The sequence below is a fragment of the Noviherbaspirillum sp. Root189 genome (genome assembly GCF_001428545.1).
In the GTDB taxonomy this organism is placed as follows: Bacteria; Pseudomonadota; Gammaproteobacteria; order Burkholderiales; family Burkholderiaceae_D; genus Noviherbaspirillum.
The window spans coordinates 100,787-125,920 of record NZ_LMHZ01000023.1; the positions used below are offsets into that span (position 1 = coordinate 100,787).

The window sequence follows — 25,134 nt, forward strand, 5'->3', positions numbered from 1 at the left end:
ATCATTGTTTTTAGCTGGAACAATCTGCTGCACATCCGCTACTGCTGTTACTGCCATTACTGTTATTACTACTGCTGCTACAAAAATGTTCGGCATTGCTGCCGGTCCTGTTGTGTGTCTTGCGTTTAGTTTTGCCGTCCCGCCTTTTATAAAGTCATGCCGCCGCAGACTTCAATGACCGCGCCATTGATGTAACTGGCTTCATCGGATGCGAGAAAGGCGAAGGTGTTGGCGATCTCTTCCGGCTTGCCGAGACGACCCAGCGGAACGCGTTCTTCCAATGCGCGAATCACCTTCTCCGGCATGGCTTTGAGAATCGTCGTTTCGATAAAGCCGGGGCATACGGCATTGACACGAATGTTGTGCTTGCCCAGTTCGCGGGCCCATGTCTTGGCCATGCCGATCACACCGAACTTGCTTGCCGCATAGTTGGTCTGGCCGAAGTTGCCGTAAATACCGACGATGGACGAGGCATTCAGGACCACGCCGCCCTTACGCTCGATCATCGCGTCGACCACGGCCTTGGTGCAGTTGTAAGTGCCCTTCAGATTGACGTCGATGACCTTGTCGAACTGATCGTCGGTCATCTTCTTGAGTTGAGCGTCGGCGACGATACCGGCATTGTTGACCAGTACATCAATCTGCCCGTAGGTCGTCAGCGCGCCGCTGACCATTGCTTCGATGCTTTCGGCCTTGGTGACGTCGACAGTGAATCCGATTGCCGAGCCGCCCTGCAAACGGATCTGGGCGACGGTTTCAGCGACAGCATCGTCCAGGTCGCAAACCACGACCTTTGCGCCCTCTTTTGCAAACTTCAGGGCAGTCGCTTTGCCGATGCCCCTGCTTGCGCCTGTAATCAGGGCTACCTTATTTATGAGTCGCACTGTGCCTCCATAGCAGCGTCAAAAACAGTGAAGCGATGCTTGTTTTTATTGGCCGCTTCACCGGCGTACAAAGGCATATGGCAATTGTCATGCCATGCGTACTAAGTCATTGATTGTTAATGATATTGTTGAAACCTGGCTTACTCTGGAGGGCGGGATGGCGTTTGCCGGAAGGGAAATGTGTATGAATAACATGCACATTTTTGTTATATCTTGTTATGTCATTGAATTATAAAGGTTTTAAAATGTGTCCACTTCCTGGACAGGTGTCTATTAATCAGACAGCAATTGATAATCCTCAATCTTTTGATACAGCGTGGCGCGTGAAATGCCTAGCATCCGTGCGGCCAAGGCCTTGTTTCCATTGGTATTGGCAAGGGCTGCCTTAATCAGGCTGCGCTCCACCTCTGCCACGGTTTCGGCGAGCGGCCGGATTTCGACTGGAGCTGGAGTTGAAGTTGGAGCCGGCGTCGCTTCTTTTTCAGCTTGCATCGGATGCGTGTCGTCGATCGTCAGAATGGTCGAGAAATCTTCTGCCGACAAGGTGATGCTATCGGTAAGCATGCCGGCTTGCTCAAGAGCGTTACGTAGCTCGCGCACGTTCCCTGGCCAGCGGTAGGACGCGAGGAAAGCGCGCGCATCTGGCGTCAGTTCGCGCTGTGGCATGCCGGTACGGCTGGCAATCTGCTCCAGCAGGTGTTCACACAAGGCGTCGAGATCGGCGACCCGCTCACGTAGCGGGGGCAACACGATGGGTAACACATTGAGACGATAGAACAGGTCGGACCGGAACTTGCCGTCGGCGACCAGTTGTTTCAGGTCGTGACTGGTGGCGGCGATCACGCGCACGTCGACCTTGGTAATGGTGTTGGAGCCGAGCGGTTCGATTTCCTGCTCCTGCAGAACCCTCAGCAGCTTCGCTTGCACCTGCAGCGGCATGTCGCCGACTTCATCGAGGAACAGCGTGCCCCCGTCAGCAATCTTGAATTTGCCTTCGCGTCCTTTCCGGTCAGCGCCCGTGTAGGCTCCCGGCGCCACGCCAAAGAATTCGGCTTCCAGCAGCGATTCGGGGACTGCGGCGATATTGATGCCGACAAAGGGCTTTCCCGCCCTGCCTGAAGCGGCATGGATACCGTGCGCCAGTAACTCCTTGCCGGTGCCGGTCTCTCCCAGCAGCAGAACGGTGGTATCGAGTTGCGCAGCGCGGCGTGCGCGATGCTTGAGCTCCAGCGATACCGGACTGACACCGACAAAGCTGGATATCGAATACTTGGTATGGCGCAGTTGCGCGAGTTCTTTCTGGGTATTGGCCAGTGCCCACTGCAATTCGGCGAACTTGGATACAAGCGGCTTGAGTCGCTGCAGGCGGTCATAGAGCGCAAAGCCAAGCGCGCCGACAATCTTGCCCGAATCGTCCTTCAGGGGAATACGCATCACGACCAGGGGCTGGTCGCGAATCATCATGATGTCGAGCAGGATGGGCTTGCCGGTCGTGACGACCTCGCGCATCCGACTGTTGGGAATCACTTCTTCGACCGGTTTGCCGAGGGCGGATTCGGGAGTTTTCAGGCCGAGGAAGGCAGCGTACTTGTCGTTAATCCACGCGATACGTCCGTGGTCGTCGACTGCCATCGTACCTTCGCAGGAATCATCGAACAAGTCGAGCAGCGACTCCATGCCCACACGCAGGATACTGTCAACGTCCCAGGAAGCGGCAACAGACGTTTTCATTTAATCTCCATCCATGATCCATGAGGTCAACGGCTTGCCAATCCGGGTTTCGGATACGTGACATACCGTCGATTGTCGTGCACTACGCTGGTACACGTACGTACCTGATTATAGAGACATCATGGCTTATTGAGAGTACGCAGTTTTACTAGGTAGAGGTAGATTTGTAACGCGTCGTGCACGCTTTTAATGGCAATAAAAATTTGATTGATGGTGCGGTTTTAAACGTCGTCAAACGAGTTATGCCGCGATTGCCGCTTGAGTACTCCGGCTTAAATTAAACAGACTGTTTAGTTCATCGCTGGCAGGATGTTTAAGCGTTTGGGAAGCCTGACGTGCACCGACGTGAAGTGGAAGTGACAAAAAAGGAGCCGCAATTGCGGCTCCTTAATCAATTCTGACTTGGCTTGGCTTAACTTGAATCGGCAATAGCCAAAACCTAGCGTTTCAACAAAGCAAGAATTTCCGATAATTCGTGGCGTAAACTCACGGTATTCATTTCAAGCGGCGGCAAGCCGGTAGTCAAATCTTCCTCGCCCGCTCCGTTACCACCAACGCTGGCATTCGCCATACGCGTATCGAGCTTGTTACGCGCGCCGCTGATAGTAAAACCCTGCTCATACAACAGCTCACGAATACGCCGGATCAGCAGCACTTCATGATGCTGATAATAACGGCGATTTCCGCGCCGCTTGACCGGCTTGAGCTGCGTAAATTCCTGCTCCCAGTAACGCAGCACATGCGGCTTCACGCCGCATAGGTCGCTGACCTCGCCGATGGTGAAGTAACGCTTTGCCGGAATCGGCGGCAGTACTATGGCATCGGACTTATTCGCACGCTCGTTCATGGGTCAGGAAGCTTGTGTCAGGCTACGCGTGCGAGTGGCTTATGGCTGGCGTCATCCACCATACCTTTAAGCTTCTGACTCGCGTGGAAGGTGACGACCCGTCGTGCCGTGATAGGAATCTCTTCACCGGTCTTCGGGTTGCGCCCCGGGCGTTGCGGTTTGTCCCGCAACTGGAAATTGCCGAAGCCCGACAGCTTGACGGCTTCGCCACGTTCCAGCGCATTGCGAATTTCATCGAAAAAGGTTTCGACCATGTCCTTCGCTTCGCGCTTGTTCAAGCCGACTTGTTCAAACAGCAGTTCGGCAAGCTCGGCCTTGGTCAGCGTCGGCAACTCTTTTTCAGCCTGGGTACGCGCCTTCGCCTCTTGCATAGCGCGATTGAGGTCGGCGGCCAAGACGGATTGAAATTCGGCTGAGTTCACGTCATTCATAATGGTTGTCGTCCCTGCCCTGCTAAGTTCGAACCCGTTCATGTGCGCAATCGTGCGCCATGCATCTTTTCCACAGCGGTGATGAAAGCAGTCATCGCGGCGTCAACTTTGTCGTCCTGCAGGGTAGTTTGAGTATCTTGCAAGGTGAACCGGAAAGCAAGACTTTTTTCGTCATTTTCCAGACCCTTTCCTCGATATTCATCAAATAAAACAATGGCTTGCATGATAGCACATGCAGGGTTGGATTTCTGCTCGGCAATGAAAGTGTCGAGCAGCGCCTGTGCTGGAACCGACTGTTTTACAACGACGGCGATGTCTCGCGTCACCGCCGGGAACCTGGAAATTTCCTCGTATGCCGGGATATCGCGGGTCTGCAATGCAGACGCGTCCACTTCAAAAACGACCGGAGCCAGCGGCAAGTCGTACTTTTGTTGCCAGCGTGGATGCAGTTCACCGATGAAACCAATCACCACACCTTCAAGCAGCACTTGCGCGGAGCGCCCCGGATGCAACGCTGGATGTTCGACTTTCGCAAAGGTCAGCTTTTTGGGCGCAAACAGGGTTTCAAGATCACCCTTGATATCGAAGTAATCGACATTGCGGCCTGGCAGGCCCCACTGCTCTTCAGCCACCTGCCCATAGGCCATCGCAGCGACCCGCTTGGGCTGATCGTAGCCGGCAACAGTCAAGGAGCCGTCCTGTGTGGCGGCGTTGCGCAGGTAGACCGCACCGATCTCGAATACACGAACACGGTTGAGCTTGCGGTTCAGGTTATAGCGGACATTGGCGACCAGGCTGCCTACCAGCGAGGAGCGCATGACGCTCATCTGGCTTGCGATGGGGTTCAGCAGCTTGATTGGATTGGTATTCGCCGCAAAGTCCGCTTCCCAGCTTTCCTCGACAAAGCTGAAGTTGACGACTTCCTGATAGTCCGCATCGGCGAGCTGACGGCGGATCGCAAACAGCGAACGGCGATTTTCCGGCGTGATGCGCATGGTGTTGGCCGCAACCGGCGCCAGTGCAGGAATGTTTTCAAAGCCGTAGACACGTGCGATTTCTTCAATCAGGTCCTCTTCGATTTCGATATCGAAGCGGTATGACGGCGGCGTCACGGTGAACGCACCTGATTCCTGCGTAAACTGCAAATTGAGGCGCGTGAAAATATCGGCGATCTGCTCGTCATTCAGCGGCACGCCGATCACTTTTACCGCACGTGCGGTACGTACGGTTACCGGCTTGCGCTGCGGCAGATTGACGACGTGGTCATCAACCGGGCCGACAACGGTATCCTTGCCACCGCAGATTTCCACGATCAGCGCGGTAATCCGTTCGATGTCTTCCACCGTGGTGGCATAGTCGACGCCGCGTTCGAATCGATGTGCGGCATCGGTGGAAAAGTTGTAGCGGCGTGCACGGCCCTGTATCGCCTGGGGCCACCAGAATGCGGCTTCAAGATAGATATTCCGGGTGTCGAGCGAAACAGCAGTCGAATCGCCGCCCATGATGCCGGCCAGCGATTCGATTTCCTTATCATCGGCAATCACACCGACCCAGCTGTCGACTTCAACGGTATTGCCGTTCAACAGCTTGAGCGATTCACCAGGCTTGCCCCAGCGAACATCGAGGCCACCATGGATCTTGTCGAGGTCGAACACGTGGCTGGGTCGTCCCAGTTCCAGCATGACGTAATTGGAAATGTCGACCAGTGCGGAAATGGGCCGCTGTCCGCTACGTTCCAGGCGGCGCTTCATCCAGTCCGGTGTCTGCGCGCGTGCATTCAGGCCGCGGATGATGCGTCCGCTGAAACGACCACACAGGTCCGGTGCGGAAATCTTGACGGGAAGCTTCTCGTCCGTGTTCGGTTCAACCGCCTTGTAGGTCGGCGCGCGCAGCGGTGCGCCGGTCAGGGCTGACACTTCGCGTGCGACACCGAGCACAGACAGGCAGTCCGCCTTGTTAGGCGTGAGCTTGATGGTGAACTTCAGATCATTGAGCTGATAGTAGTCACGGAAATTCTGGCCTACCGGCGCGTCGTCCGGCAGTTCGAGCAAGCCGGCATTTTCTTCCGAAAGCTTGAGTTCACGCGCCGAGCACAGCATGCCCTGCGACTCGACACCACGCAGCTGTCCAACCTTGATTTCGAAGGACTTGCCATCATCGCCAGGCGGCAGTTTGGCACCCGCCATCGCACAGGCAACCTTCAGCCCGGCGCGCACATTCGGTGCGCCGCAGACAATGTTGAGTAGCGTGCCGGTGCCGGCATCTACCTGACAGACGTTGAGACGGTCGGCATTCGGGTGTTTGGCTACTTCCACGACACGAGCGACAACGACATTGGAAAACGGTGGTGCTACGGGCTCGACCTCTTCCACTTCGAGGCCGGACATGGTCAGCATGTGTGACAACGCGTCCGATGTCATCTGTGGATCAACCAGGGTACGGAGCCAGCTTTCGGAGAATTGCATAGTAAGCCTTCAGGTATTCTGAATTACGGTGTTCGTGTTCCCTTCCATCGTAGGAAGGATCGGGCACTGCACTTGTCGATACGCGACTGATATTGGTGTGCAGCGCCTGAACTCTCCCGCCAGGCGGGAGAGGAAGCTGCATTCTTGTTTTTGATGTGTGCGGCGTTTTTAATTGAACTGCTTCAGGAAACGCAGATCGCCCTCGTAGAACAGGCGCAAATCATTGATTCCGTAACGTAGCATGGTCAGGCGCTCAAGGCCGGAGCCGAACGCAAAACCAATGTACTTGTCCGGGTCAAGACCCATGTTGCGTACCACGGTTGGATGCACTTGTCCCGCGCCCGAGACTTCGAGCCAGCGGCCTTTCAATGGTCCGCTACCGAAGGCAATATCGATTTCGGCGGACGGCTCGGTAAACGGAAAATACGACGGGCGAAAACGCACTTGCAAATCGTCGGTTTCAAAGAAGGCTTTGACGAAGTTGAGATACACGCCCTTGAGATCCGCGAAGCTGATGTCTTCAGCAATCCACAAGCCTTCAACCTGGTGAAACATCGGCGAGTGTGTCGCATCACTGTCGACGCGATAGGTGCGTCCGGGTGCGATGACTTTGATCGGCGGCTTGTTCATGCGCGCGTAGCGAACCTGCATCGGACTGGTATGGGTACGCAGCAGCAGCGGCTTGCCCTGAGTGTCCTTGCCATCGATGTAGAAAGTGTCCTGCATGGAACGCGCCGGATGATTTTCCGGGCTGTTCAGCGCGGTGAAGTTGGTCCAGTCGGTCTCGATCTCCGGGCCATCGGCCACGTCGAATCCGATCGATCCGAAAATCTCTTCAATCCGTTCCCAGGTCCGCATGACCGGATGGATACCGCCCTTGCCGCGACCACGACCGGGCAGTGTGACATCGATGGCCTCGGCGTTCAGGCGCGCTTCCATCTGTGCATTCGCGAGTGCATCGCGGCGTGCAGTCAATGCGGCTTCAATTTTTTCCTTGGCGGCGTTGATCACTGCGCCCTGGATCTTGCGCTCGTCCGGCGCCAGCTTGCCAAGGCCTTTCATCTGCTCCGTGATCTGTCCTGTTTTGCCAAGGTACTTGGCTTTTGCATTCTCCAGCGCGGCTGCGTCTTCCGCAACGGTGAAGTCCGTCTGCGCCTGGGCGACAATTTGTTCTAGGGAATTCATGCGGCTATTTGCCCGTGTCAATAAATCGGATTACGGCTACTGATGCGTCCAGACGACTCTGCAGGATGCGATCTTGCACTGTGCTGCACTGTAATTGCCAATGCCAGACCAGCGCCTCTGCCGATGCTTCTGCAATTGCCAATGATGTGCAGGAGGCAGCCCGCCATTATCATCCAACAACCTGTCTCTGGATTCTGGATGAGTTTCGCTATCAGGCAAACCATTCAATACAACTATAGAAACACGATCGAGGTTTGATGTAAAAATGATAGCGTGGACTCAAAAAAAACGGGGCACAGGTGATGACCTTTGCCCCGCTTTTATGCAGCACCGCCCGCAAAGGCGATACCTGCGATCACAACGTTCAAGCAGCGATGTTGGCCTTCACCTGGTTGACAATCGCGGCAAATGCCGGCTTGTCCATCACAGCCATATCGGCCAGGACCTTACGGTCGAGTTCGATGTTGGCTTTCTTGAGACCGTTCATGAATACGCTGTAAGTCACGCCATGCTCACGCGAAGCAGCGTTGATACGGGTGATCCACAGTGCGCGGAATACGCGCTTCTTGTTGCGGCGATCGCGGTAGGCATACTGGCCTGCACGCATGACCGCCTGCTTGGCGATACGATATACGGTACTGCGACGGCCGCGGTAACCCTTGGCTTGGTCGAGGACTTTCTTATGACGGGCCCGTGCGGTAACCCCACGTTTTACTCGAGGCATGGTAGCTCCTTCTTATGTGAGGTTAAGCGAACGGCATCATTGCGCGAACGGATGTCATGTTTGTATCATGAACGTCCACAGCACCGCGCAACTGGCGTTTGTTCTTGGTGGTTTTCTTGGTCAGGATGTGACGCTTGAAGGCTTGACCGCGCTTGACGGTGCCGCCCGGACGTACGCGGAAGCGCTTTTTAGCGCTGCTCTTCGTCTTCATTTTTGGCATAGCGATATCTGTCCTTCCGGACAGCTCCATTTTTAACATGATTGCAGGTGGCAATACTTCATTGCACTTGGATGCCTGCTTTCACTTGTGTGGCAACGGAATCGAGTCCGCTGCTATTTGCGACGACCATCCCGAAAAGGATAGTCGCTGCGAATTCTCTAGCACTGCCTGAAATGCATTCACCAGCTTGACTGCACCTGGCATGAAGACTGGCACTGCTTGTTGCCCAGCCTTACATTCCGAAGTGCTCGTCCGCCGTTTACTTCTTCTTTTTCGGCCCCAGAACCATCACCATCTGGCGGCCTTCCATCTTGGGAAACTGCTCTACCTGGCCATACGGCTCCAGGTCTGACTTCAAGCGTTCAAGCATACGCATGCCAATATCCTGGTGGGCCATTTCACGACCGCGAAAACGCAGGGTGATCTTGGTCTTATCGCCCTCTTCCAGAAACTTGGTCAGGTTACGCAGCTTGATGTTGTAATCGCCATCGTCGGTACCCGGACGGAATTTGACTTCCTTGACCTGGATAACCTTCTGCTTGAGCTTCGCTTCGTGGGCCTTTTTCTGTTCCTGATACTTGAACTTGCCATAATCCATCAGGCGGGCCACCGGCGGCTGCGCTGTAGGCGCGATTTCCACCAGATCCACGTTGGCTTCTTCCGCAAGGCGGAATGCTTCAGCGAGAGAAACGATGCCAAGCGGCTCGTTGTTAACACCGGATAGACGCAGTTCCGGCACTGTAATTTCGCCGTTAATGCGATGCGACTTGTCAGTAGCTATTGCAGTTTCCTTTTAAAATCAAATGACTAAGCCGTGCTCTAGCGCTCAGGGATATCCCTTAGGCTTTGGTGTCGACCTCATGCTTGAGTCGATCCACCAGTGCATCGACCGGCATTACACCCAAGTCGACGTTGCCCCGCGCACGCACGGCCACTGTGTTTGCATCCCGCTCCTTGTCGCCAATAACGACGATATACGGGAGCTTTTGAACTGAATGCTCGCGTATTTTATAGGTTATTTTCTCATTACGCAAATCGAGGTGCACCCTAAACCCTTGTTTTTTCAGGTTTTGTGCGACGCTTTGAGCGTAATCAGATTGTGCTTCCGAAATGTTAAGAATCGCTATTTGCACCGGCGCAAGCCACAATGGCAGCGCGCCAGCATGATTCTCAATCAGGATGCCGACGAAGCGCTCCATGGAGCCGACGATTGCCCGGTGCAGCATGACGGGCACTTTGCGACTGTTGTCATCCGCGACATATTCAGCACCGAGGCGGCCTGGCATCGAGAAGTCAACCTGCATGGTACCGACCTGCCAGGGGCGGCCAAGCGAATCCTTCAGATGGTATTCGATCTTCGGACCGTAGAACGCCCCCTCACCCGGCAACTCGTCCCAGGTCACGCCGCAGGCACGCAACGCGGACCGCAGCGTCTCTTCGGCACGATCCCAGGTCTCGTCCGAGCCGATACGGCTTTCAGGACGCAGCGCGAGCTTGATCGAAATCTCGGCAAAACCGAAATCTTTATAAACGCTCATGGCCTGCTGGTGGAAGGACGTTACTTCGCCCTCGATCTGTTCTTCGGTACAGAAAATGTGACCGTCATCCTGCGTAAAGCCGCGCACGCGCATGATGCCGTGCAGCGCGCCGGAAGATTCATTACGGTGGCATTGACCGAACTCACCGTAACGCAGTGGCAGGTCGCGGTAGCTTCGCAGATCGGAGTTATAAATCTGTACATGGCCGGGGCAGTTCATCGGCTTGAGCGCATAGTTGCGATTCTCCGATTCCGTCACGAACATATTTTCGCGGTAGTTTTGCCAGTGGCCAGTCTTCTCCCAAAGACTGCGATCAAGGATTTGCGGCGCCTTGACTTCCTGATAACCACTCTCGCGATAAACGTGGCGCATGTATTGCTCGACTTGCTGCCAGACGGTCCATCCCTTCGGATGCCAGAACACCAGGCCCGGCGCCTCTTCCTGAAAGTGGAACAGGTCAAGCGCCTTGCCGATCTTGCGATGGTCACGCTTCTCCGCTTCTTCCAGCATGTGCAGGTAGGCCTCCTGGTCTTCCTTCTTGGCCCACGCAGTGCCGTACACCCGCTGCAGCATTTCATTCTTGGAGTCACCGCGCCAGTAGGCACCGGCCAGCTTCATCAGTTTGAAAACCTTTACCTTGCCTGTTGACGGCACGTGAGGACCACGGCACAGATCGGTGAAGCTGCCTTGAGAATACAAGGAGACATCTTCGCCCGGCGGAATTGACTCAATGATTTCAGCCTTGTAGGCCTCGCCGATGGATTTAAAATACGCAACGGCTTCGTCGCGCGGCAAGACCTTACGGGTAACCGGCTCGTCTTTCTTGGCGAGCTCGGCCATTTTCTTTTCAATGGCCTGCAAGTCTTCGGGCGTAAAAGGACGCTTGTACGAAAAATCGTAATAAAAGCCGTTGTCAATGACCGGACCAATGGTCACCTGCACATCGGGAAACAACTCCTTGACGGCATGGGCGAGCAAGTGGGCCGTAGAGTGACGAATGATGTCGAGGCCGTCCGCGTCCTTGTCAGTGACAATGGCCAGATCGGCATCTTTCTCGATCACATGGGAAGTGTCGACCAGCTTGCCGTCGACCTTGCCGGCCAGTGCGGCCTTGGCCAGGCCAGTGCCGATACTTGCAGCAACCTGGGCGACAGTGACAGGGGCGTCGAATTGACGTTGCGAACCATCTGGAAGTCGGACTGATACCATTTTGCTCTCCATCTCAGCGAAGCCATCTCAGCGAAGAATTGCTACTGACGCTAGACTTAGTGTTAAAAACTGCAGACGAAAAAAAACGCGGACTAGCCGCGCTTTTTCAAACTTGCAAAGACGAAAAAGATCCCGACTAGCGTCGCACTAAAACCTTTGCGGTTGTAGTTCGCGGTGTCATAACCGGGACTGCCTTTCTCACTCTTACAAATGTACTGCTATTCGTTGGTAGGCTCGATTGGACTCGAACCAACGACCCCTACCATGTCAAGGTAGTGCTCTAACCAGCTGAGCTACGAGCCTAAAGAAGCGAAATTATAGCGACTATTTTTTATTTTCGCTAGTGCCTTTATTTAACAATGCATATGGCCAAGATTTAAGGTATTGGCACTGTCACTGTAATTTTGCCTCCATGATTCACTTCTCTTGCGTGCACCCAAGTATTCCCTGCTAGCGAGTCAGACGTTTGATCACGTATCATCAAAGGCATGCAAGATAAACCACACTCTCACTCACCTTCTTCTACGGATCTGCAAGCACATCGTGCCGGTGATGCCTTGCATCATCATGTTTCTGTCAATCGGGACCCCCGCGTACTAGGTTGGTCAGTCGTGTTGACCCTTCTGTTTGCGGCGGTTGAGGCAGCCGCAGGATTCTGGTCCAATTCGCTGGCTCTGATATCGGACGCCGGACATATGCTCACTGATAGTACGGCGCTCGGGCTTGCCTTGCTTGCTCAACACATTGCGCGCCGCCCGCCCTCGGTAAAGCATTCGTTCGGCTTCGGCCGTGCGGAGGCGCTGGCTGCATTTATCAATGCATTGGCAATGCTTGTGCTGGTAGGCTGGATCGCCTTTGAGGCGATCCAGCGTTTCAACGATCCCATGCCAGTGAAAGGCGTGGCAGTGTTTGTTGTCGCAGTGATCGGACTCGCCGTTAACCTTGTTGTAGCCTGGCTGCTTTCGCATGACAAGGAAAGCGTCAATACAAGGGCGGCGCTGGTCCACGTGCTCGGCGACTTGTTGGGGTCGGTTGCGGCCATCATTGCTGGCGCCGTCATATATTTGACTGGCTGGCTGCCAATTGACCCGCTGCTATCGCTGGTAGTTTCGTTACTGATTCTGAAATCGACAGTCTCCGTGCTGCGCGAGTCGTATCACTTCCTGATGGAAGGTGTGCCGCACCATATCGACTACCTGCAGGTCGGCTCCGATCTTTCCGCAATTGCAGGCGTATTGTCAGTGCATGACCTGCACGTATGGGAAATGACGCCAGGCGAACCGGCGCTGATCGGCCATGTGGAAATCCGTGAACTACGCGAATGGCCGCAGGTATTGCAGTCGATCCGGAACATGCTGCGTGAGCGTCATGGAATCGATCATGTCACACTGCAACCGGAACTTTCACGCATGGCCGAAGGCTGCTAAGCCATCACAACGCTGCGCTTCGGAGCTGCTTACCGCTTACCGGTTATTGCCTTTGTACGTCAAGCACGCCGCTCACGTCACGAATAATGCCAAGCGCCTTCTGCAGTTGCGCGGTAGAAGAAATTTCCGCCGTGAACGACATCCGCGCCTGACCTTTTGCGCTCTGTGTGCTGACGCCAATGACGTTGATTTTCTCGCGTGAAAAGATTTCGGAGATGTCCCTCAGCAAACCCTGCCGGTCGCTGGCCAGGATAAAAATATCCACTGGATAAACGGTCTCCCTGCCCGGCTCTCCCCACGTAGTCTGGATCACACGCTCCAGCGCATTCTTGCGTATCTGCGCCAAGTTCTTGCAGTTGGCACGATGAATCGAGATACCTTTGCCACGCGTGACAAAGCCGACGATCTCGTCCGGCGGCGCTGGCTTGCAGCAGCGTGCAAGCTGGGTCAACAGTCCATCCGTACCTACCACCAGGACGCCGGAACGTGCGCCCTTTGCGACACTGGAGGCGCGACTTTTATTGGTGATGACGGCTTCAGGATCAGGGCTACTTTTTAGCGGATGCTTGTGCGGATCATCTGCATGCAAAAGGAGCTCAATGTTGCGCAGACTGAACTCTTCCTTTCCTACAGCAAGGAAAAGCTCATCGACCTTGGCAAACCCAAGCTTGTGTGCGAGCTCTTCATGATTGACCGCCGTGCGCCCCTCTCGCTGCAGCGTCTTTTCAACGAGCACCCTGCCATGCGCCAGGGTTTCCGCCTGTTCAATCGCGTTGAACCATGCACGCACCTTGGCGCGTGTACGTGGGCTGACAACGTAGCCCGGACTCAGCCAGTCGCGCGACGGTCCTGTCGCGGTACTGCCGCGCGCGGTAATAATTTCCACGGTCTGACCATTCTTGAGCGGCGTATTGAGCGGCACCATGGCGCCATCGACGCGCGCACCCCGGCAACGATGTCCGACATCGGTATGCAAGTGGTAGGCAAAGTCGATCGGCGTTGCGCCGCTCGGCAACTCGATGACCCGCGCCTGCGGTGTCAGCACGTAAATGCGGTCATCAAGCGAAGCCGATTTCAGCTTTTCGACCCATTCGCGCTGGATATCCTCCTGCTCGACGACGGCATCCGTGACCTCGCTTTTCCAGGCAAGCAACTGGCGCAGCCACGCGATCTTTTCATCGTACTTTTGTGCCGAAAACCCCGAGCCGCCACTTTCCTTATAGCGCCAGTGGGCGGCAACGCCGTATTCCGCAAAGTGATGCATTTCATGGGTGCGGATCTGCACCTCGATCGCCTTGCCGTCCTCGGCTTCGACAACGGTATGCAGCGACTGGTAACCGTTCGATTTCGGACGTGAGATATAGTCGTCAAACTCTGCCGGGATCGGCGCCCAGATGTTGTGAACGAGTCCGAGCACTGCGTAACAAGTCTTGACGTCATCAACGATAACGCGAAAAGCACGCACATCGTACAACTCTGAAAAATCGAGCGACTTGCCGCGCATCTTGTTCCAGATGCTATAAATGTGTTTCGGTCGACCGAATACTTCCGCCTTGATGCCGGCTGCAGCCAGCTCTGACGACAGACGAGCGATTGCAGCCGCGACAAAACTTTCACGTTCAAGGCGTTTCTCTTCGAGCATCTTGGCGATACGCTTATAGGCGGCCGGCTCAAGGAAGCGGAATGCCAGGTCTTCGAGTTCCCATTTCAGCTGCCACACGCCTAGACGGTTTGCGAGAGGCGCGTAGAGATCCATCGTCTCACGCGCATAATCATGCGTCTTTTCATCTTCAAGACGGATATCCGCAAAATAACGCAATGTCGTGACACGCGACGCCAGGCGTACGAGAACGACACGCATGTCGGAGGCCATCGCCAGCAGCATCTTGCGCAAGGTTTCCAACTGCTCGGCCGCATGCTGAGACGCATTCTTGCCGCGTGCATTCTCCTTGAGGCCGAAGGTTTGTCCATGCAGCTTCATCAGCTGCCGGATACCGATCACAAAATCCGCAATCTCGGTGCCGAATCTTTCGTCGATGGTCGATGCCGCGGAAGGGTCCAGTTCGGTCAATGCGAACAGCAAGGCGGCGATACGCGAGTCGGTATCCGTGTTCAACAAGGCTAATGTTGTCGCGACACCCTTGGCGAATGCGTAGGCATCCTGACCGGTGACCACCGTTTTACCGCGATAGAGTGGCTCGACAAACGCCAGCGCGTCGAGCACGCGAGCGCTATCCTCGGCGTTGAGGCCGACACACAGTTGTACATGTGTTTCGCTGGGAGACGCGACGATAGAGACCATGGGTGCTACCTGAAATCTATGTCAGCGCGGCAGTCACCACCATCTCGACCAGCCATTCGGGTTTGGCAAGCTTCGCCTGCACGGTCGCACGCGGCGGCGAATTGCCGTCGGCGACCCAGGCATTCCATGCCGAATTCATGCCTTCGAAATCCTTGATATCCGCGATATAGATCTGGCACATCAGGATGCGCGACTTGTCGCTGCCCGCCTCGGCGAGCAGACGGTCGATGTGGCCGAGCACTTCGCGGGTCTGGCCTTCGATGTTCTGGGTCAGGTCTTCCGCGATCTGGCCAGCAAGATAAACGGTGCCGTTATGAATCGCGACTTCCGAAAGGGTCTTTCCTACATGCAGACGTTTGATATCCATGTTGTACTTGCTTACGTATCTATACAAACTTCAAATTATTCAGACGGACAAAAATTCCCGGATGACAGCAATCTGGTCATCATGCATCAGCGTCGGCGCATGGCCGACTCCGGAAAATTCGACCAGCCCAGCTTTGGGACCGCGCCGCGTCATTTCAATGGCGACTTCCTTCGAAACCAAATCCGAGTCGGCACCACGCAACAGCAAAGTCGGACAGGTGATCGCATCATAGCTCATCCACATCAGCGCCTCGCCCTGCTTCGCACTTTCCGGCGTCACGCTCTTGAAAGGTACCGAAATATTCATGTCGTAATGACGTATCCACTGGCCGTCTTCGTCTTGCTTCAGCACATCCGATGCCAGCTTGCGCCACTCCTCTTCACTATGAGGACCAAATGGCAGCGAAATATCCCGGATATAGCGCGCTGCGTCATCAAATGTCGAAAAACGAACATCCTGGCCGATATAGTCGCCGATGCGCGCAATCGCTGCCGGGTTCAGCGTGGGACCAATGTCATTGAGTACCAGCTTTTTCACAGGATTACCCTTCAGCGCCGACAGCCCCATGCCGATCAGTCCCCCCATCGAGGTGCCGACCCAGTGCACAGTGTCCGCGTTCAGACGGGCCAGCAAGGTCACCATGTCACTGACATATTGCGGAAGCTGGTAATGCTGCGGATTACTCAGCCAATCCGAGCGCCCGCGTCCGGCCACGTCCGGACATACCACGCGATAGTCGTTGCACAATGCCTGTGCAAGCCGGTCGAAGTCATCTGCCACACGCGTAACGCCGTGCACGCACACAAGGACTTTCGGATTGGAAGCATCGCCCCACTCCTTGTAGGCCATTCTGTGGAGGCCGGCTGGCGACAGGCATTGCACCGTTTTGATCTGTGCTTGAGTCATTTTTTTGTGGGTAATCAGCGAATCCGATTGCCATTCTCACATTTTAACGAGCGTTCCGCTTAAAATTCTATTTAACTTTCGGCTCAGATCCAAAATACATTCGCAGGAGAAATCATGCAGGGCACCATGCTTAAAGGGAAAACCGCGCTGGTCACCGGATCGACGTCCGGGATTGGTCTGGGTATTGCAAGGACATTTGCGGCTCAAGGCGCAAACATCGTCTTGAACGGCTTCGGCGATGCGCACGAAATCGAAACGCTGCAGGCCAACCTGCGCAGTGAATTCGGCATAGACGTTGTCTACCACGGCGCCGACATGTCCAAACCTGCCGACATCGAAGCAATGATGAAGTTCGCAGCCGAGAAGTTTGGCGCTGTCGACGTGCTGGTCAATAATGCCGGCATTCAGCACGTTGCCAACATTGAAGATTTTCCGGTGGAAAAATGGGATTCGATCATTGCGATCAATCTGAGCTCCGCCTTTCATACGACACGCCTGGCACTGCCATCGATGAAAGCCCGCAACTGGGGCCGTATCATCAATATCGCGTCAGTACATGGACTGGTGGGTTCAGCGCAAAAGTCGGCCTATGTCGCCGCCAAGCATGGCATCGTCGGTTTTACCAAGGTTACCGCACTGGAGACAGCGCATTCCGGCGTAACCTGCAATGCCATTTGCCCGGGCTGGGTACTGACCCCCCTGGTACAGAAGCAGGTCGATGCCCGCGCTTCCGAAAAAGGCTTGTCCAATGACGAGGCCAAGAAAAGCCTGCTGTCGGAGAAGCAGCCTTCCGGCGACTTTGTAACGCCAGAGCAGCTCGGCGAGCTCGCGGTTTTCCTGTCAAGCGATGCGGCCAGCCAGGTTCGCGGCGTCGCATGGAATATGGACGGTGGCTGGGTCGCGCAGTAAATCGGTCCGGATCCGGTGAGCCTTGCGCCAATGCGGTGCGAGGCAAGCGTGATAAGCGACTGCGTTTGACTGTAGTTATCAATAAAAACGGCGCCCGAAAGCGCCGTTTTTATTGGCTTGCAAATGTACACCAAACATTCTTACCGAAGCGTCTGACCGACGTTTCGGACAGACTCTACCAACTGTTTAGCGTACTGCCGAGGTATCGAGCTCAGCACCGGTTTTTTCAACAATCTCTTCCACCGTGACGCCAGGTGCCAGTTCAACCAGTTTGAGTCCCTTATCGGTCACATCTATCACACCCAGGTCTGTGATGATGCGGTCGACAACACCGACGCCTGTCAGTGGAAGATCGCATTTTTTGAGAAGCTTGTGCGAAGTCGTTCCATCCTTGGCCTTGGCGACATGCTCCATCAGGACAACTACGCGACCTACACCGGCGACCAGGTCCATCGCGCCGCCCATCCCTTTGACCATCTTGCCAGGAATCATCCAGTTGGCGAGGTCGCCCGTTTCGCTTACCTGCATCGCTCCCAGAATGGCGATGTTGATTTTGCCGCCGCGGATCATCGCAAACGAATCCGCCGAACTGAAGAACGATGAGCCGCGCAGCGATGTGACCGTCTGCTTGCCGGCGTTGATCAGGTCCGCATCCACCGCGTCGTCAGTCGGAAACGGGCCGATGCCGAGCAGGCCGTTTTCCGACTGCAGCCAGACTTCCATATCGTTAGGCACATAGTTCGCCACCAGTGTCGGCAAGCCGATACCGAGGTTCACATAAAAGCCGTCCTGCAGTTCCTTCGCCGCGCGCGCGGCCATTTCATCACGTGTCCATGCCATGTTCGTTCTCCGAATTACTTTGCACGCACGGTGCGTTGTTCGATACGCTTTTCCGGCGTCGCATTGACAACGATGCGGTGCACGAAAATACCCGGTGTATGGATCTGGTCGGGATCGAGTTCGCCGGTTTCGACCAGCTTTTCGACTTCGACCACGGTGATCTTGCCGGCCATGGCGACATTCGGATTGAAGTTGCGCGCTGTCTTGCGGAACACCAGGTTGCCGACCTTATCAGCCATGTAAGCTTTGACCAGCGATACGTCAGCGACCAGCGAGCGCTCCATCACGTATTGTTCGCCATCGAACTCGCGCACTTCCTTGCCATCGGCAACGATCGTTCCCACACCGGTCTTGGTAAAGAAGGCCGGGATACCCGAACCGCCTGCACGCAGCTTTTCAGCGAGCGTACCCTGCGGGGTGAATTCCAGTTCGAGTTCGCCTGCCAGATACTGACGCTCGAACTCCTTGTTTTCACCAACGTAGGACGCGATCATTTTCTTGATCTGGCGTGTGGTCAGCAACTGGCCGAGGCCAAAGCCGTCGACACCGGCGTTGTTCGAAATCGCGGTCAGGTTCTGCACGCCCGAATCACGCAGCGCTGCAATCAGCGCTTCGGGGATACCGCACAGGCCGAAGCCACCTACCGCGATCGTCTGCCCGTCCTTGACGATACCCGCCAGCGCGCTGGCGGCATCAGGATAAACTTTATTCATTCCGACCCTCTTCTTGTGTTGTGTAAAGTACCCGTAGGCTGCCCGTCAGCATAAGATGGTGGACTTGCCCGTGCAATACCGTAAAAATACCAATTTTCAGCACACTATAAGCGCCCCACTCCTCATGAGCGCATTACCGACAATAGATTACGAGACTATATTCCAGAACGCTCCGGTGGGCATGTGCGTTTCCCACCATCGGGTGATCCAGGCCTGCAATGAAGCGCTGGCAAGGATGTTCGGCTACCAGGCGCGAGAACTCATCGGCGAATCCTTTCTCGTGCTGTACCCGACGCTGGACGAATTCGAACGCACTGGCGCCCGCATCGTACCCATCATGAGCGCCAAAGGACACTATTCCGACGAGCGCATCATGAAGCGTGCCAACCAGGAGCTATTCTGGTGCCATGTGAGCGGGCGCTCTTTGACGCATGACGACCCGCATGCGGCAGGCATCTGGACTTTTGAAGACCTGAGCGCCAAGCGCCCGGTAACGGCGGAACTGACACCACGCGAACGTGAAATCGCGGCACTGCTGGTGGAAGGAAAAACCAGCAAGCTGATTGCCCGTCAGGTCGGACTCAGCCCGCGCACGGTGGAAATGCACCGTGCCAAGCTGATGCGCAAGTTTTCGGCATCAACGTCCAGCGAACTGGTTCACCGGCTGGTCGGTGTCACCAGCTGACAGAATCTTGTGACTGTAAAACTGGGCTACCCTTGATGTCGGCGGTGGCGCAGTCGGTTCATTCCGGATCGGCGAGCAGTGCACGGATACGATCCGGAAGTGGCATTGATTTTTCCTGGGGGAAATTTACCCATACCACTTTGGCACCGCCCTCTGCCGACAAGACTTCCGGTTGATCGACACGGCGAATTTCATGGTAGGTCTCAAAACTCGAACGCCCCGGTCCACCGACAAAGGTCGCTACCTCAATATCGCCGGGATACTTCAGTTGCTTGATGAAGGTGCAGCGCGCATTGACGATGACTGGTCCGCCGCCGGTCAGGTCCGGTTCGCAGCCGATTTCCGTGAACCATTGAATCCGCGCCGATTCGAGATAGCGGAAATAAACCGTATTGTTCACATGCCCCATCGCATCCATATCGCCCCAGCGAATCGGCATGCGCATGGTATGTACGAGCTTTTTCTGAGTCATTGTCTTCGTAAGGAAAAGTGTATTTCAGGAGAAGTGCCCCACCATGGCGACCTTGTCGTCCGCCACGATTGAGGCGTCAGAGAGGATATTTACTGGGCAGCCATGCCGTCGTCGGCAGCAACGATTGCGCCGTTCATGAAGCGCGCTTCCTCGCCCGCCAGCAACAGCAACAAGCCATCGAGGTCTTCCGGTCGGCCAAGACGTTTGCGGGGCAGCATGTTGATCAGGTTCTGGCCCTGTTCAGTCGCAAAGTAATCCTCATTGATTTCCGTGCTGATGTATCCGGGGCAAATCGCGTTGACATTGATGCCGTACCGCCCCCACTCGACCGCCATGGATTTGGTCATGTGGACCACTGCGGCCTTGCTCATGCAGTAGATGCCGATTTGCGGCAGGACACGCAGGCCCGCTACGGACGCGATATTGATGATGCGGTGCTGTTTCTTGGGATCGCCCTTGGCACGTGCAATCATGCGCTTGGCGGTCTCTTGCGCGACAAAGAAGGCCCCGCGCTGATTGGTATCCATCACGAAGGCATAGTCTTCCGGGGTAACATCCACCAGGCGCTGCGTCGTGGAAACGCCGGAGTTGTTAACGAGGATATCGATTGGCCCAGCTTCCGTTTCGGCATGGGCAATTGCCGACTTGATGCTGGCGTAATCGGTCACATCCAAAGCAACAACATGTGCTGCCCCGCCACTGGCTTCAATTTCGGCGCGCAGTTCCTTCAGGCGCTCAACGCGGCGCGATGCCAGGACGACCTGTGCGCCTGCCTGGGCAAGGACTTTGGCGAACCGCGCACCAAGACCACTCGATGCTCCAGTGATCAGCGCAATTTTTCCTTCAAAATTTACTTCGATCCCCACAACTTTCTCCTGTTTTTGTCGGTCGATTGACTATGTAGCAAGGCACAAGACGCTATCATTACATGAAAGAGCGGCAATTAGAGTGTGGCGTCTAGCGTTCTCACGCAAAATCCACGACAATTAGCACGTTCGTTCGATAATTTTAAACTACCTTGGTGAGACCCATGACGCAGACCCAGAACCTGATAGAACAATACGGCCCGCGCGAAGCGATGGAATACGATGTGGTCATCGTCGGCGGCGGCCCGGCTGGCCTGTCGGCTGCGATCCGCCTCAAGCAGCTGGCAGCGGAAAAAGGCAATGAGGTTTCCGTCTGCGTGCTGGAAAAAGGCAGCGAAGTCGGCGCGCATATCCTGTCCGGCGCGGTGATGGATCCCATCGCCATGAATGAACTGTTCCCGAACTGGAAAGAACTGGGCGCGCCGCTCAACACCCCGGTCACCGAAGACCAGTTCCTGTTCCTGACGGAAAAGAAAGCCACCAGGACACCCGGCTGGATGCTGCCGGCCTGCTTCCAGAACCATGGCAACTATGTGATTTCGCTGGCCAATGTGGTGCGCTGGCTGGGTCAGCAGGCCGAAGCGCTGGGCGTGGAAATCTTCCCCGGCTTCCCTGCGGCCGAAGTGCTGTACAACGAAGACGGCTCGGTGAAGGGTGTCGCTACCGGCAACATGGGCGTCGACCGCCATGGCAATCCGACCGATGCCTTCCAGCTCGGCATGGAGCTGCATGCGAAGTACACCTTCTTTGCAGAAGGCGCACGTGGCCATCTGGGCAGGCAGCTGATGTCCAAGTACCACCTGAACAAGGATGCCGATCCGCAGACCTACGCGATCGGTATCAAGGAATTGTGGGAAATCGATCCGAAGATGCACAAGCCGGGCCTGGTGATCCATACCGCTGGCTGGCCGCTCGATGCCGACACCTATGGCGGCTCCTTCCTGTACCACCTGGAAAATAACCAGGTCGCGGTGGGCTACGTGGTGGGTCTGGCCTACCAGAACCCCTACCTGTCGCCGTACGAGGAATTCCAGCGTTACAAGACCCATCCGGAAATCCGCAAGTACTTCGAAGGCGGCAAGCGCATTTCCTATGGCGCGCGGGCGCTGGTGGCCGGCGGCCTGCAATCCCTGCCCAAGCTGACCTTCCCCGGCGGCGTATTGATCGGCTGTGACGCGGGCTTCCTGAACGCTTCTCGCATCAAGGGCAGCCATTCAGCGATGAAGACCGGCATGATGGCTGCCGAAGCGGCGTTCGAGGCCTTAGGCAATGGCCGTGCGCAGGATGAGCTGACCGCCTTCCCCGAAGCATTTAACAAGTCCTGGCTCTACGAAGAGTTGTACAAGGGGCGAAACTTCAAGCCGTTCATGTCCCAGGGACTGTACAAGGGAACGCTGATGGTCGGCATCGACCAGGTCCTGTTCCGTGGCAAGGCGCCGTGGACGCTCAAGCATAAGCATGCGGATCACGAATGCCTGCGCCCTGCTTCGGACTTCAAGCCGATCGACTATCCGAAGCCAGATGGCAAGCTGACGTTCGACCGCCTGTCATCGGTGTTCATCTCCAACACCAACCATGCGGAAGAGCAGCCGGTGCACCTGACACTGAAGGATCCGAGCGTGCCGGTCAACATCAACCTGGCGAGATACGCGGGACCGGAGCAGCGTTACTGCCCTGCCGGCGTGTATGAATTCGTGAAGAATGACGCGGGCGATGAAAGACTGCAGATCAATGCGCAGAACTGCGTGCACTGCAAGACGTGCGACATCAAGGATCCGACGCAGAACATTGTCTGGGTCACGCCGGAAGGCGGCGGCGGACCGAACTATCCGAATATGTAAGATCGGGATAGCGTAAAAAAGAGCCGCATTTGCGGCTCTTTCTTTTTACAGGGTTCGACTACACAAAAACCTGACGATCCTTTTCACAACGCGATGACATACATGTTTTACGCGTTGCGGAGCGCGCGCCGTATGGACGCCAATCAGAGCTTCCACTGGCCGTTCAAAATCCTTTCGAGCCAGAACGTCCCGATTACTGTCTTTACGTCGGTAATTTTGCCTTCCTTTACCCACGCCAGCATTTCCGGGACTGTCGCGGTAAAGGTATCAAGGAACTCTCCGTCATCCAGCTTTGCTTGCCCAGCCGTCAATCCACGCGCCAGGAAGATATCAAGATGCTCATCGGAATACGCGATTGCGTTGTGAATGGTGCAGACGAAATGCCATTCGCTGGCGGTATAGCCTGTCTCCTCCTGCAGTTCACGCTTGGCGCAATCTAGCGGGTCTTCATTGGGATCGATTTTCCCGGCGGGGAATTCGATAAACACATTGTGCAAGGGATAGCGAAACTGACGCTCCAGCAGGATGCTGCCGTCATCAAGTACAGGCAGGATAACTACCGCGCCCGGATGCTTGATGTACTCGCGCTTGGAGCGTTTGCCGTCGGGCAGTTCGATCGTGTCGCGCTGGACCTTGAGGAAATGCCCCTCATAAGCCACTTCGCTGTCGATCTGGGTTTCCTTCAAATGCAAGTCCACGTAAAACTCCGTACAGGCAATAAAAGCGCCTATTGTACTGCCCGTTGCCACGCAGGCATTACAGGAGATCAACCGTGACGCTTGCGAAGGTAACGAAAGACGAAACCGGGAAAGGCGAGAACAAGGAAGAAGCAGCCGGTGATTGCATAGAATTCCCAGTTCTGCCGAAAGACGTTGCCGATACGTGACTCAAGGAGGTAAGCAAGGCCGCCAACGACGAAATAAAGGACGATCAGCTCAAGCAAACGCAGCCACAAGGATTTCACCGGCCGCCCGAAAGGCAGCGCGGCGAACAGACGCTCATTGATGAAAGGCAGGTTGGCGGCAACCACCGCCAACAGGATCACAAACCAGCTGGAAAGCGAAACATCCACTTTTATCAGCCGTTTCTCAGGACGTCAACGTCTTGACGATGGCGGTTGCACAGATTGCCATCAACGGACCCGGCAGGATACCGAGAAGAAGTACTGCCAGGCCATTGGCACTGAGGGTGACCCGCATATCGTTTGGCACGAGAATCTTTGCCGTGTCGACCGGGTCCTCAAAATACATGGCCTTGACGATGCGCAGGTAGTAGAAGGCGCCAATCAGCGACAGCAGCACCGACACAACAGCCAACCATACCTGGCCCGTCGCCAGCACGGCCTGGAGCACGGCGAGCTTGGCGTAGAAGCCTACTGTCGGCGGAATACCGGTCAGTGAAAACATCAGAATCAGCATGACAAATGCAAACCATGGGCTGCGCTGATTCAGGCCCTTGAAATCGTCAATGCTTTCTGCTTCAAAACCGGAGCGCGCCAGCAGCATGACCAGGCCGAAGGTGCCAAGAGTTGTCAATACATAGGCAACCGAATAAAACATTGCGGAGCTGTACGCGTTGGCAGCGGACGACACGTTCCCGTCCACCACGCCAGCCAGCAGGCCCAGCAGCATGAAGCCCATTTGTGCGATTGTGGAATATGCGAGCATCCGCTTGATGTTGGTCTGCACAATCGCCGTGATGTTACCAACGGCCATCGACAGCACTGCAAGGACAGTCAGCATCTGCTGCCAGTCAATCGCCAACGGGAAAAGGCCTTCCACCAAAAGGCGGATGCAGATTGCAAACGCGGCAAGCTTTGGTGCGCCACCCAGCAGTAGCGTCACGGAAGTCGGCGCGCCCTGGTAGACGTCAGGCACCCACATGTGGAACGGCACCACACCAAGCTTGAATGCCAGGCCAGAGACGAGAAAGACCAGGCCAAACACCAGAACGGTCTTGTTCGCGGTACCGGACGCGGTCGCTTTCGCCACTTCGGTCAGGTCAAGCGAACCGGTGGCACCGTACAACATGGACATGCCGTACAACAGGAAGCCGGATGACAATGCACCCAGGATGAAATATTTCATCGCTGCTTCAGTGGACACAGCATTGCCGCGGCGCAGAGCAACCATGGCGTAAGTCGCCAGGGACATCAGTTCAACACCGAGATAGATGATCAGGAAGTTGTTACCCGAGATCATAACCATCTGGCCGAGCAGCGAGAACAATGCCAGTGCATACAGTTCACCACCGACGTTGGTCCCAAGCATGCCACGCTCGGTCGTATATTGGCGCGAGTAGATCAGCGTCACGCCGACTGCGATATACGAAAAGATCTTCAGCAGGTTCGACATCGCGTCGGACACGAACATGTTGTTGAAGGTGTAGACGGTCGGGTTAGCGTAATCGGCCGCGTTCATGGCAATGCACACCGCCAATGTGACAAGCGTCAGCGCATAGGTGACATTGCGCCTGGCATCCGCCATGAACATATCGATCAGCAGGATTGCCGACGTCGCGATCAGCAGGAAAATTTCCGGGTAAGCCGGTACGAGATTTACGGTATTCATCT

The 25,134-nt window shown here is 55.6% G+C and carries 24 protein-coding genes and 1 tRNA gene; 4 read left to right on the forward strand and 21 right to left on the reverse strand.

The features are described from left to right. Positions 1 to 146: 146 nt before the first annotated feature. The 11 genes from fabG to ASE07_RS14840 all read right to left on the reverse strand — a co-directional run bounded on the left by fabG (position 147) and on the right by ASE07_RS14840 (position 11,537). The gene (fabG, locus tag ASE07_RS14790; RefSeq protein WP_057291599.1) at positions 147 to 884 is read right to left on the reverse strand and encodes a 3-oxoacyl-[acyl-carrier-protein] reductase; all 738 of its coding nucleotides are present in this window, start codon (positions 882 to 884) and stop codon (positions 147 to 149) included. Positions 885 to 1,157: 273 nt separating this feature from the next. Next, positions 1,158 to 2,615 carry a sigma-54 interaction domain-containing protein gene (locus ASE07_RS14795; RefSeq protein WP_057291600.1) on the reverse strand — a complete coding sequence of 486 codons (1,458 nt, stop codon included), beginning with the start codon at positions 2,613 to 2,615 and terminating at the stop codon, positions 1,158 to 1,160. 439 nt (positions 2,616 to 3,054) lie between these two features. Further along, entirely contained in the window at positions 3,055 to 3,462 is a 408-nt protein-coding gene (locus ASE07_RS14800) for a MerR family transcriptional regulator (protein WP_057291601.1), read from the reverse strand. A gap of 17 nt (positions 3,463 to 3,479) precedes the next feature. Beyond that, complete coding sequence (locus tag ASE07_RS14805; RefSeq protein ID WP_082584163.1) at positions 3,480 to 3,893, reverse strand: integration host factor subunit alpha; 414 nt, start codon at positions 3,891 to 3,893, stop codon at positions 3,480 to 3,482. Between the two features lie 38 nt (positions 3,894 to 3,931). Beyond that, a complete protein-coding gene (gene pheT / locus ASE07_RS14810; protein ID WP_057291602.1) occupies positions 3,932 to 6,358 on the reverse strand; it encodes a phenylalanine--tRNA ligase subunit beta in 2,427 nt (808 codons plus the stop codon). A 168-nt stretch (positions 6,359 to 6,526) separates the two neighbouring features. Continuing rightward, on the reverse strand, positions 6,527 to 7,543 hold the full coding sequence (gene pheS / locus ASE07_RS14815; RefSeq protein ID WP_057291603.1) for a phenylalanine--tRNA ligase subunit alpha: 1,017 nt from the start codon (positions 7,541 to 7,543) through the stop codon (positions 6,527 to 6,529). A 364-nt stretch (positions 7,544 to 7,907) separates the two neighbouring features. After that, positions 7,908 to 8,267, reverse strand: coding sequence for a 50S ribosomal protein L20 (gene rplT, locus ASE07_RS14820; protein WP_057291604.1), 360 nt, complete (start codon positions 8,265 to 8,267; stop codon positions 7,908 to 7,910). Between the two features lie 22 nt (positions 8,268 to 8,289). Continuing rightward, complete coding sequence (gene rpmI / locus ASE07_RS14825; protein WP_057291605.1) at positions 8,290 to 8,487, reverse strand: 50S ribosomal protein L35; 198 nt, start codon at positions 8,485 to 8,487, stop codon at positions 8,290 to 8,292. Positions 8,488 to 8,746: 259 nt separating this feature from the next. Beyond that, positions 8,747 to 9,268 carry a translation initiation factor IF-3 gene (gene infC / locus ASE07_RS14830; RefSeq protein WP_082584164.1) on the reverse strand — a complete coding sequence of 174 codons (522 nt, stop codon included), beginning with the start codon at positions 9,266 to 9,268 and terminating at the stop codon, positions 8,747 to 8,749. A 58-nt stretch (positions 9,269 to 9,326) separates the two neighbouring features. Next, positions 9,327 to 11,234, reverse strand: a complete 1,908-nt coding sequence (thrS, locus tag ASE07_RS14835; protein ID WP_057291606.1) for a threonine--tRNA ligase — start codon at positions 11,232 to 11,234, stop codon at positions 9,327 to 9,329. A gap of 226 nt (positions 11,235 to 11,460) precedes the next feature. Next, a tRNA-Val gene (locus tag ASE07_RS14840) sits at positions 11,461 to 11,537 on the reverse strand. Between the two features lie 185 nt (positions 11,538 to 11,722). Here ASE07_RS14840 and ASE07_RS14845 point away from each other — a divergent pair. Next, positions 11,723 to 12,661, forward strand: a complete 939-nt coding sequence (locus ASE07_RS14845; protein WP_057291607.1) for a cation diffusion facilitator family transporter — start codon at positions 11,723 to 11,725, stop codon at positions 12,659 to 12,661. A gap of 43 nt (positions 12,662 to 12,704) precedes the next feature. Here ASE07_RS14845 and ASE07_RS14850 read toward each other — a convergent pair whose 3' ends face one another. Genes ASE07_RS14850 through ASE07_RS14860 form a run of 3 tightly spaced genes read right to left on the reverse strand, consistent with a single transcriptional unit; the run spans position 12,705 to position 16,236 of the window. Next, complete coding sequence (locus tag ASE07_RS14850) at positions 12,705 to 14,963, reverse strand: RelA/SpoT family protein (RefSeq protein WP_057291608.1); 2,259 nt, start codon at positions 14,961 to 14,963, stop codon at positions 12,705 to 12,707. Between the two features lie 16 nt (positions 14,964 to 14,979). Further along, on the reverse strand, positions 14,980 to 15,330 hold the full coding sequence (locus tag ASE07_RS14855; RefSeq protein ID WP_057291609.1) for a RidA family protein: 351 nt from the start codon (positions 15,328 to 15,330) through the stop codon (positions 14,980 to 14,982). Positions 15,331 to 15,369: 39 nt separating this feature from the next. Then, complete coding sequence (locus ASE07_RS14860) at positions 15,370 to 16,236, reverse strand: alpha/beta fold hydrolase (protein ID WP_057291610.1); 867 nt, start codon at positions 16,234 to 16,236, stop codon at positions 15,370 to 15,372. 114 nt (positions 16,237 to 16,350) lie between these two features. On the opposite strand from ASE07_RS14860, the gene ASE07_RS14865 reads away from it, so the two are divergent. Next, positions 16,351 to 17,145: a 3-hydroxybutyrate dehydrogenase gene (locus tag ASE07_RS14865; protein ID WP_057291611.1), complete on the forward strand. Its 795-nt coding sequence runs from the start codon at positions 16,351 to 16,353 to the stop codon at positions 17,143 to 17,145. Positions 17,146 to 17,331: 186 nt separating this feature from the next. On the opposite strand, the gene ASE07_RS14870 is transcribed toward ASE07_RS14865, so the two are convergent. Together ASE07_RS14870 and ASE07_RS14875 are read right to left on the reverse strand one after the other, a co-directional pair. After that, positions 17,332 to 17,985 carry a 3-oxoacid CoA-transferase subunit B gene (locus ASE07_RS14870; protein WP_057291612.1) on the reverse strand — a complete coding sequence of 218 codons (654 nt, stop codon included), beginning with the start codon at positions 17,983 to 17,985 and terminating at the stop codon, positions 17,332 to 17,334. Positions 17,986 to 17,999: 14 nt separating this feature from the next. Beyond that, a complete protein-coding gene (locus ASE07_RS14875) occupies positions 18,000 to 18,698 on the reverse strand; it encodes a CoA transferase subunit A (protein WP_057291613.1) in 699 nt (232 codons plus the stop codon). Between the two features lie 124 nt (positions 18,699 to 18,822). Between ASE07_RS14875 and ASE07_RS14880 the strand changes: the two genes are divergently transcribed. Then, entirely contained in the window at positions 18,823 to 19,383 is a 561-nt protein-coding gene (locus ASE07_RS14880) for a PAS and helix-turn-helix domain-containing protein (protein ID WP_057291614.1), read from the forward strand. 58 nt (positions 19,384 to 19,441) lie between these two features. On the opposite strand, the gene ASE07_RS14885 is transcribed toward ASE07_RS14880, so the two are convergent. Together ASE07_RS14885 and ASE07_RS14890 are read right to left on the reverse strand one after the other, a co-directional pair. Continuing rightward, the gene (locus tag ASE07_RS14885; RefSeq protein WP_057291615.1) at positions 19,442 to 19,855 is read right to left on the reverse strand and encodes an acyl-CoA thioesterase; all 414 of its coding nucleotides are present in this window, start codon (positions 19,853 to 19,855) and stop codon (positions 19,442 to 19,444) included. An 89-nt stretch (positions 19,856 to 19,944) separates the two neighbouring features. Further along, complete coding sequence (locus ASE07_RS14890) at positions 19,945 to 20,721, reverse strand: SDR family oxidoreductase (protein WP_057291616.1); 777 nt, start codon at positions 20,719 to 20,721, stop codon at positions 19,945 to 19,947. Between the two features lie 164 nt (positions 20,722 to 20,885). On the opposite strand from ASE07_RS14890, the gene ASE07_RS14895 reads away from it, so the two are divergent. Beyond that, positions 20,886 to 22,562 carry an electron transfer flavoprotein-ubiquinone oxidoreductase gene (locus ASE07_RS14895; RefSeq protein ID WP_057291617.1) on the forward strand — a complete coding sequence of 559 codons (1,677 nt, stop codon included), beginning with the start codon at positions 20,886 to 20,888 and terminating at the stop codon, positions 22,560 to 22,562. A gap of 143 nt (positions 22,563 to 22,705) precedes the next feature. Here the strand turns inward: ASE07_RS14895 and ASE07_RS14900 are convergent, their stop codons facing one another. The 3 genes from ASE07_RS14900 to nuoN form a co-directional block, all read right to left on the reverse strand. Beyond that, a complete protein-coding gene (locus tag ASE07_RS14900; protein WP_057291618.1) occupies positions 22,706 to 23,260 on the reverse strand; it encodes an NUDIX domain-containing protein in 555 nt (184 codons plus the stop codon). Between the two features lie 68 nt (positions 23,261 to 23,328). Next, positions 23,329 to 23,634, reverse strand: a complete 306-nt coding sequence (locus tag ASE07_RS14905) for a DUF2818 family protein (protein ID WP_057291619.1) — start codon at positions 23,632 to 23,634, stop codon at positions 23,329 to 23,331. Between the two features lie 16 nt (positions 23,635 to 23,650). Further along, the gene (nuoN, locus tag ASE07_RS14910) at positions 23,651 to 25,132 is read right to left on the reverse strand and encodes an NADH-quinone oxidoreductase subunit NuoN (protein ID WP_057291620.1); all 1,482 of its coding nucleotides are present in this window, start codon (positions 25,130 to 25,132) and stop codon (positions 23,651 to 23,653) included. Positions 25,133 to 25,134 lie beyond the last annotated feature (2 nt).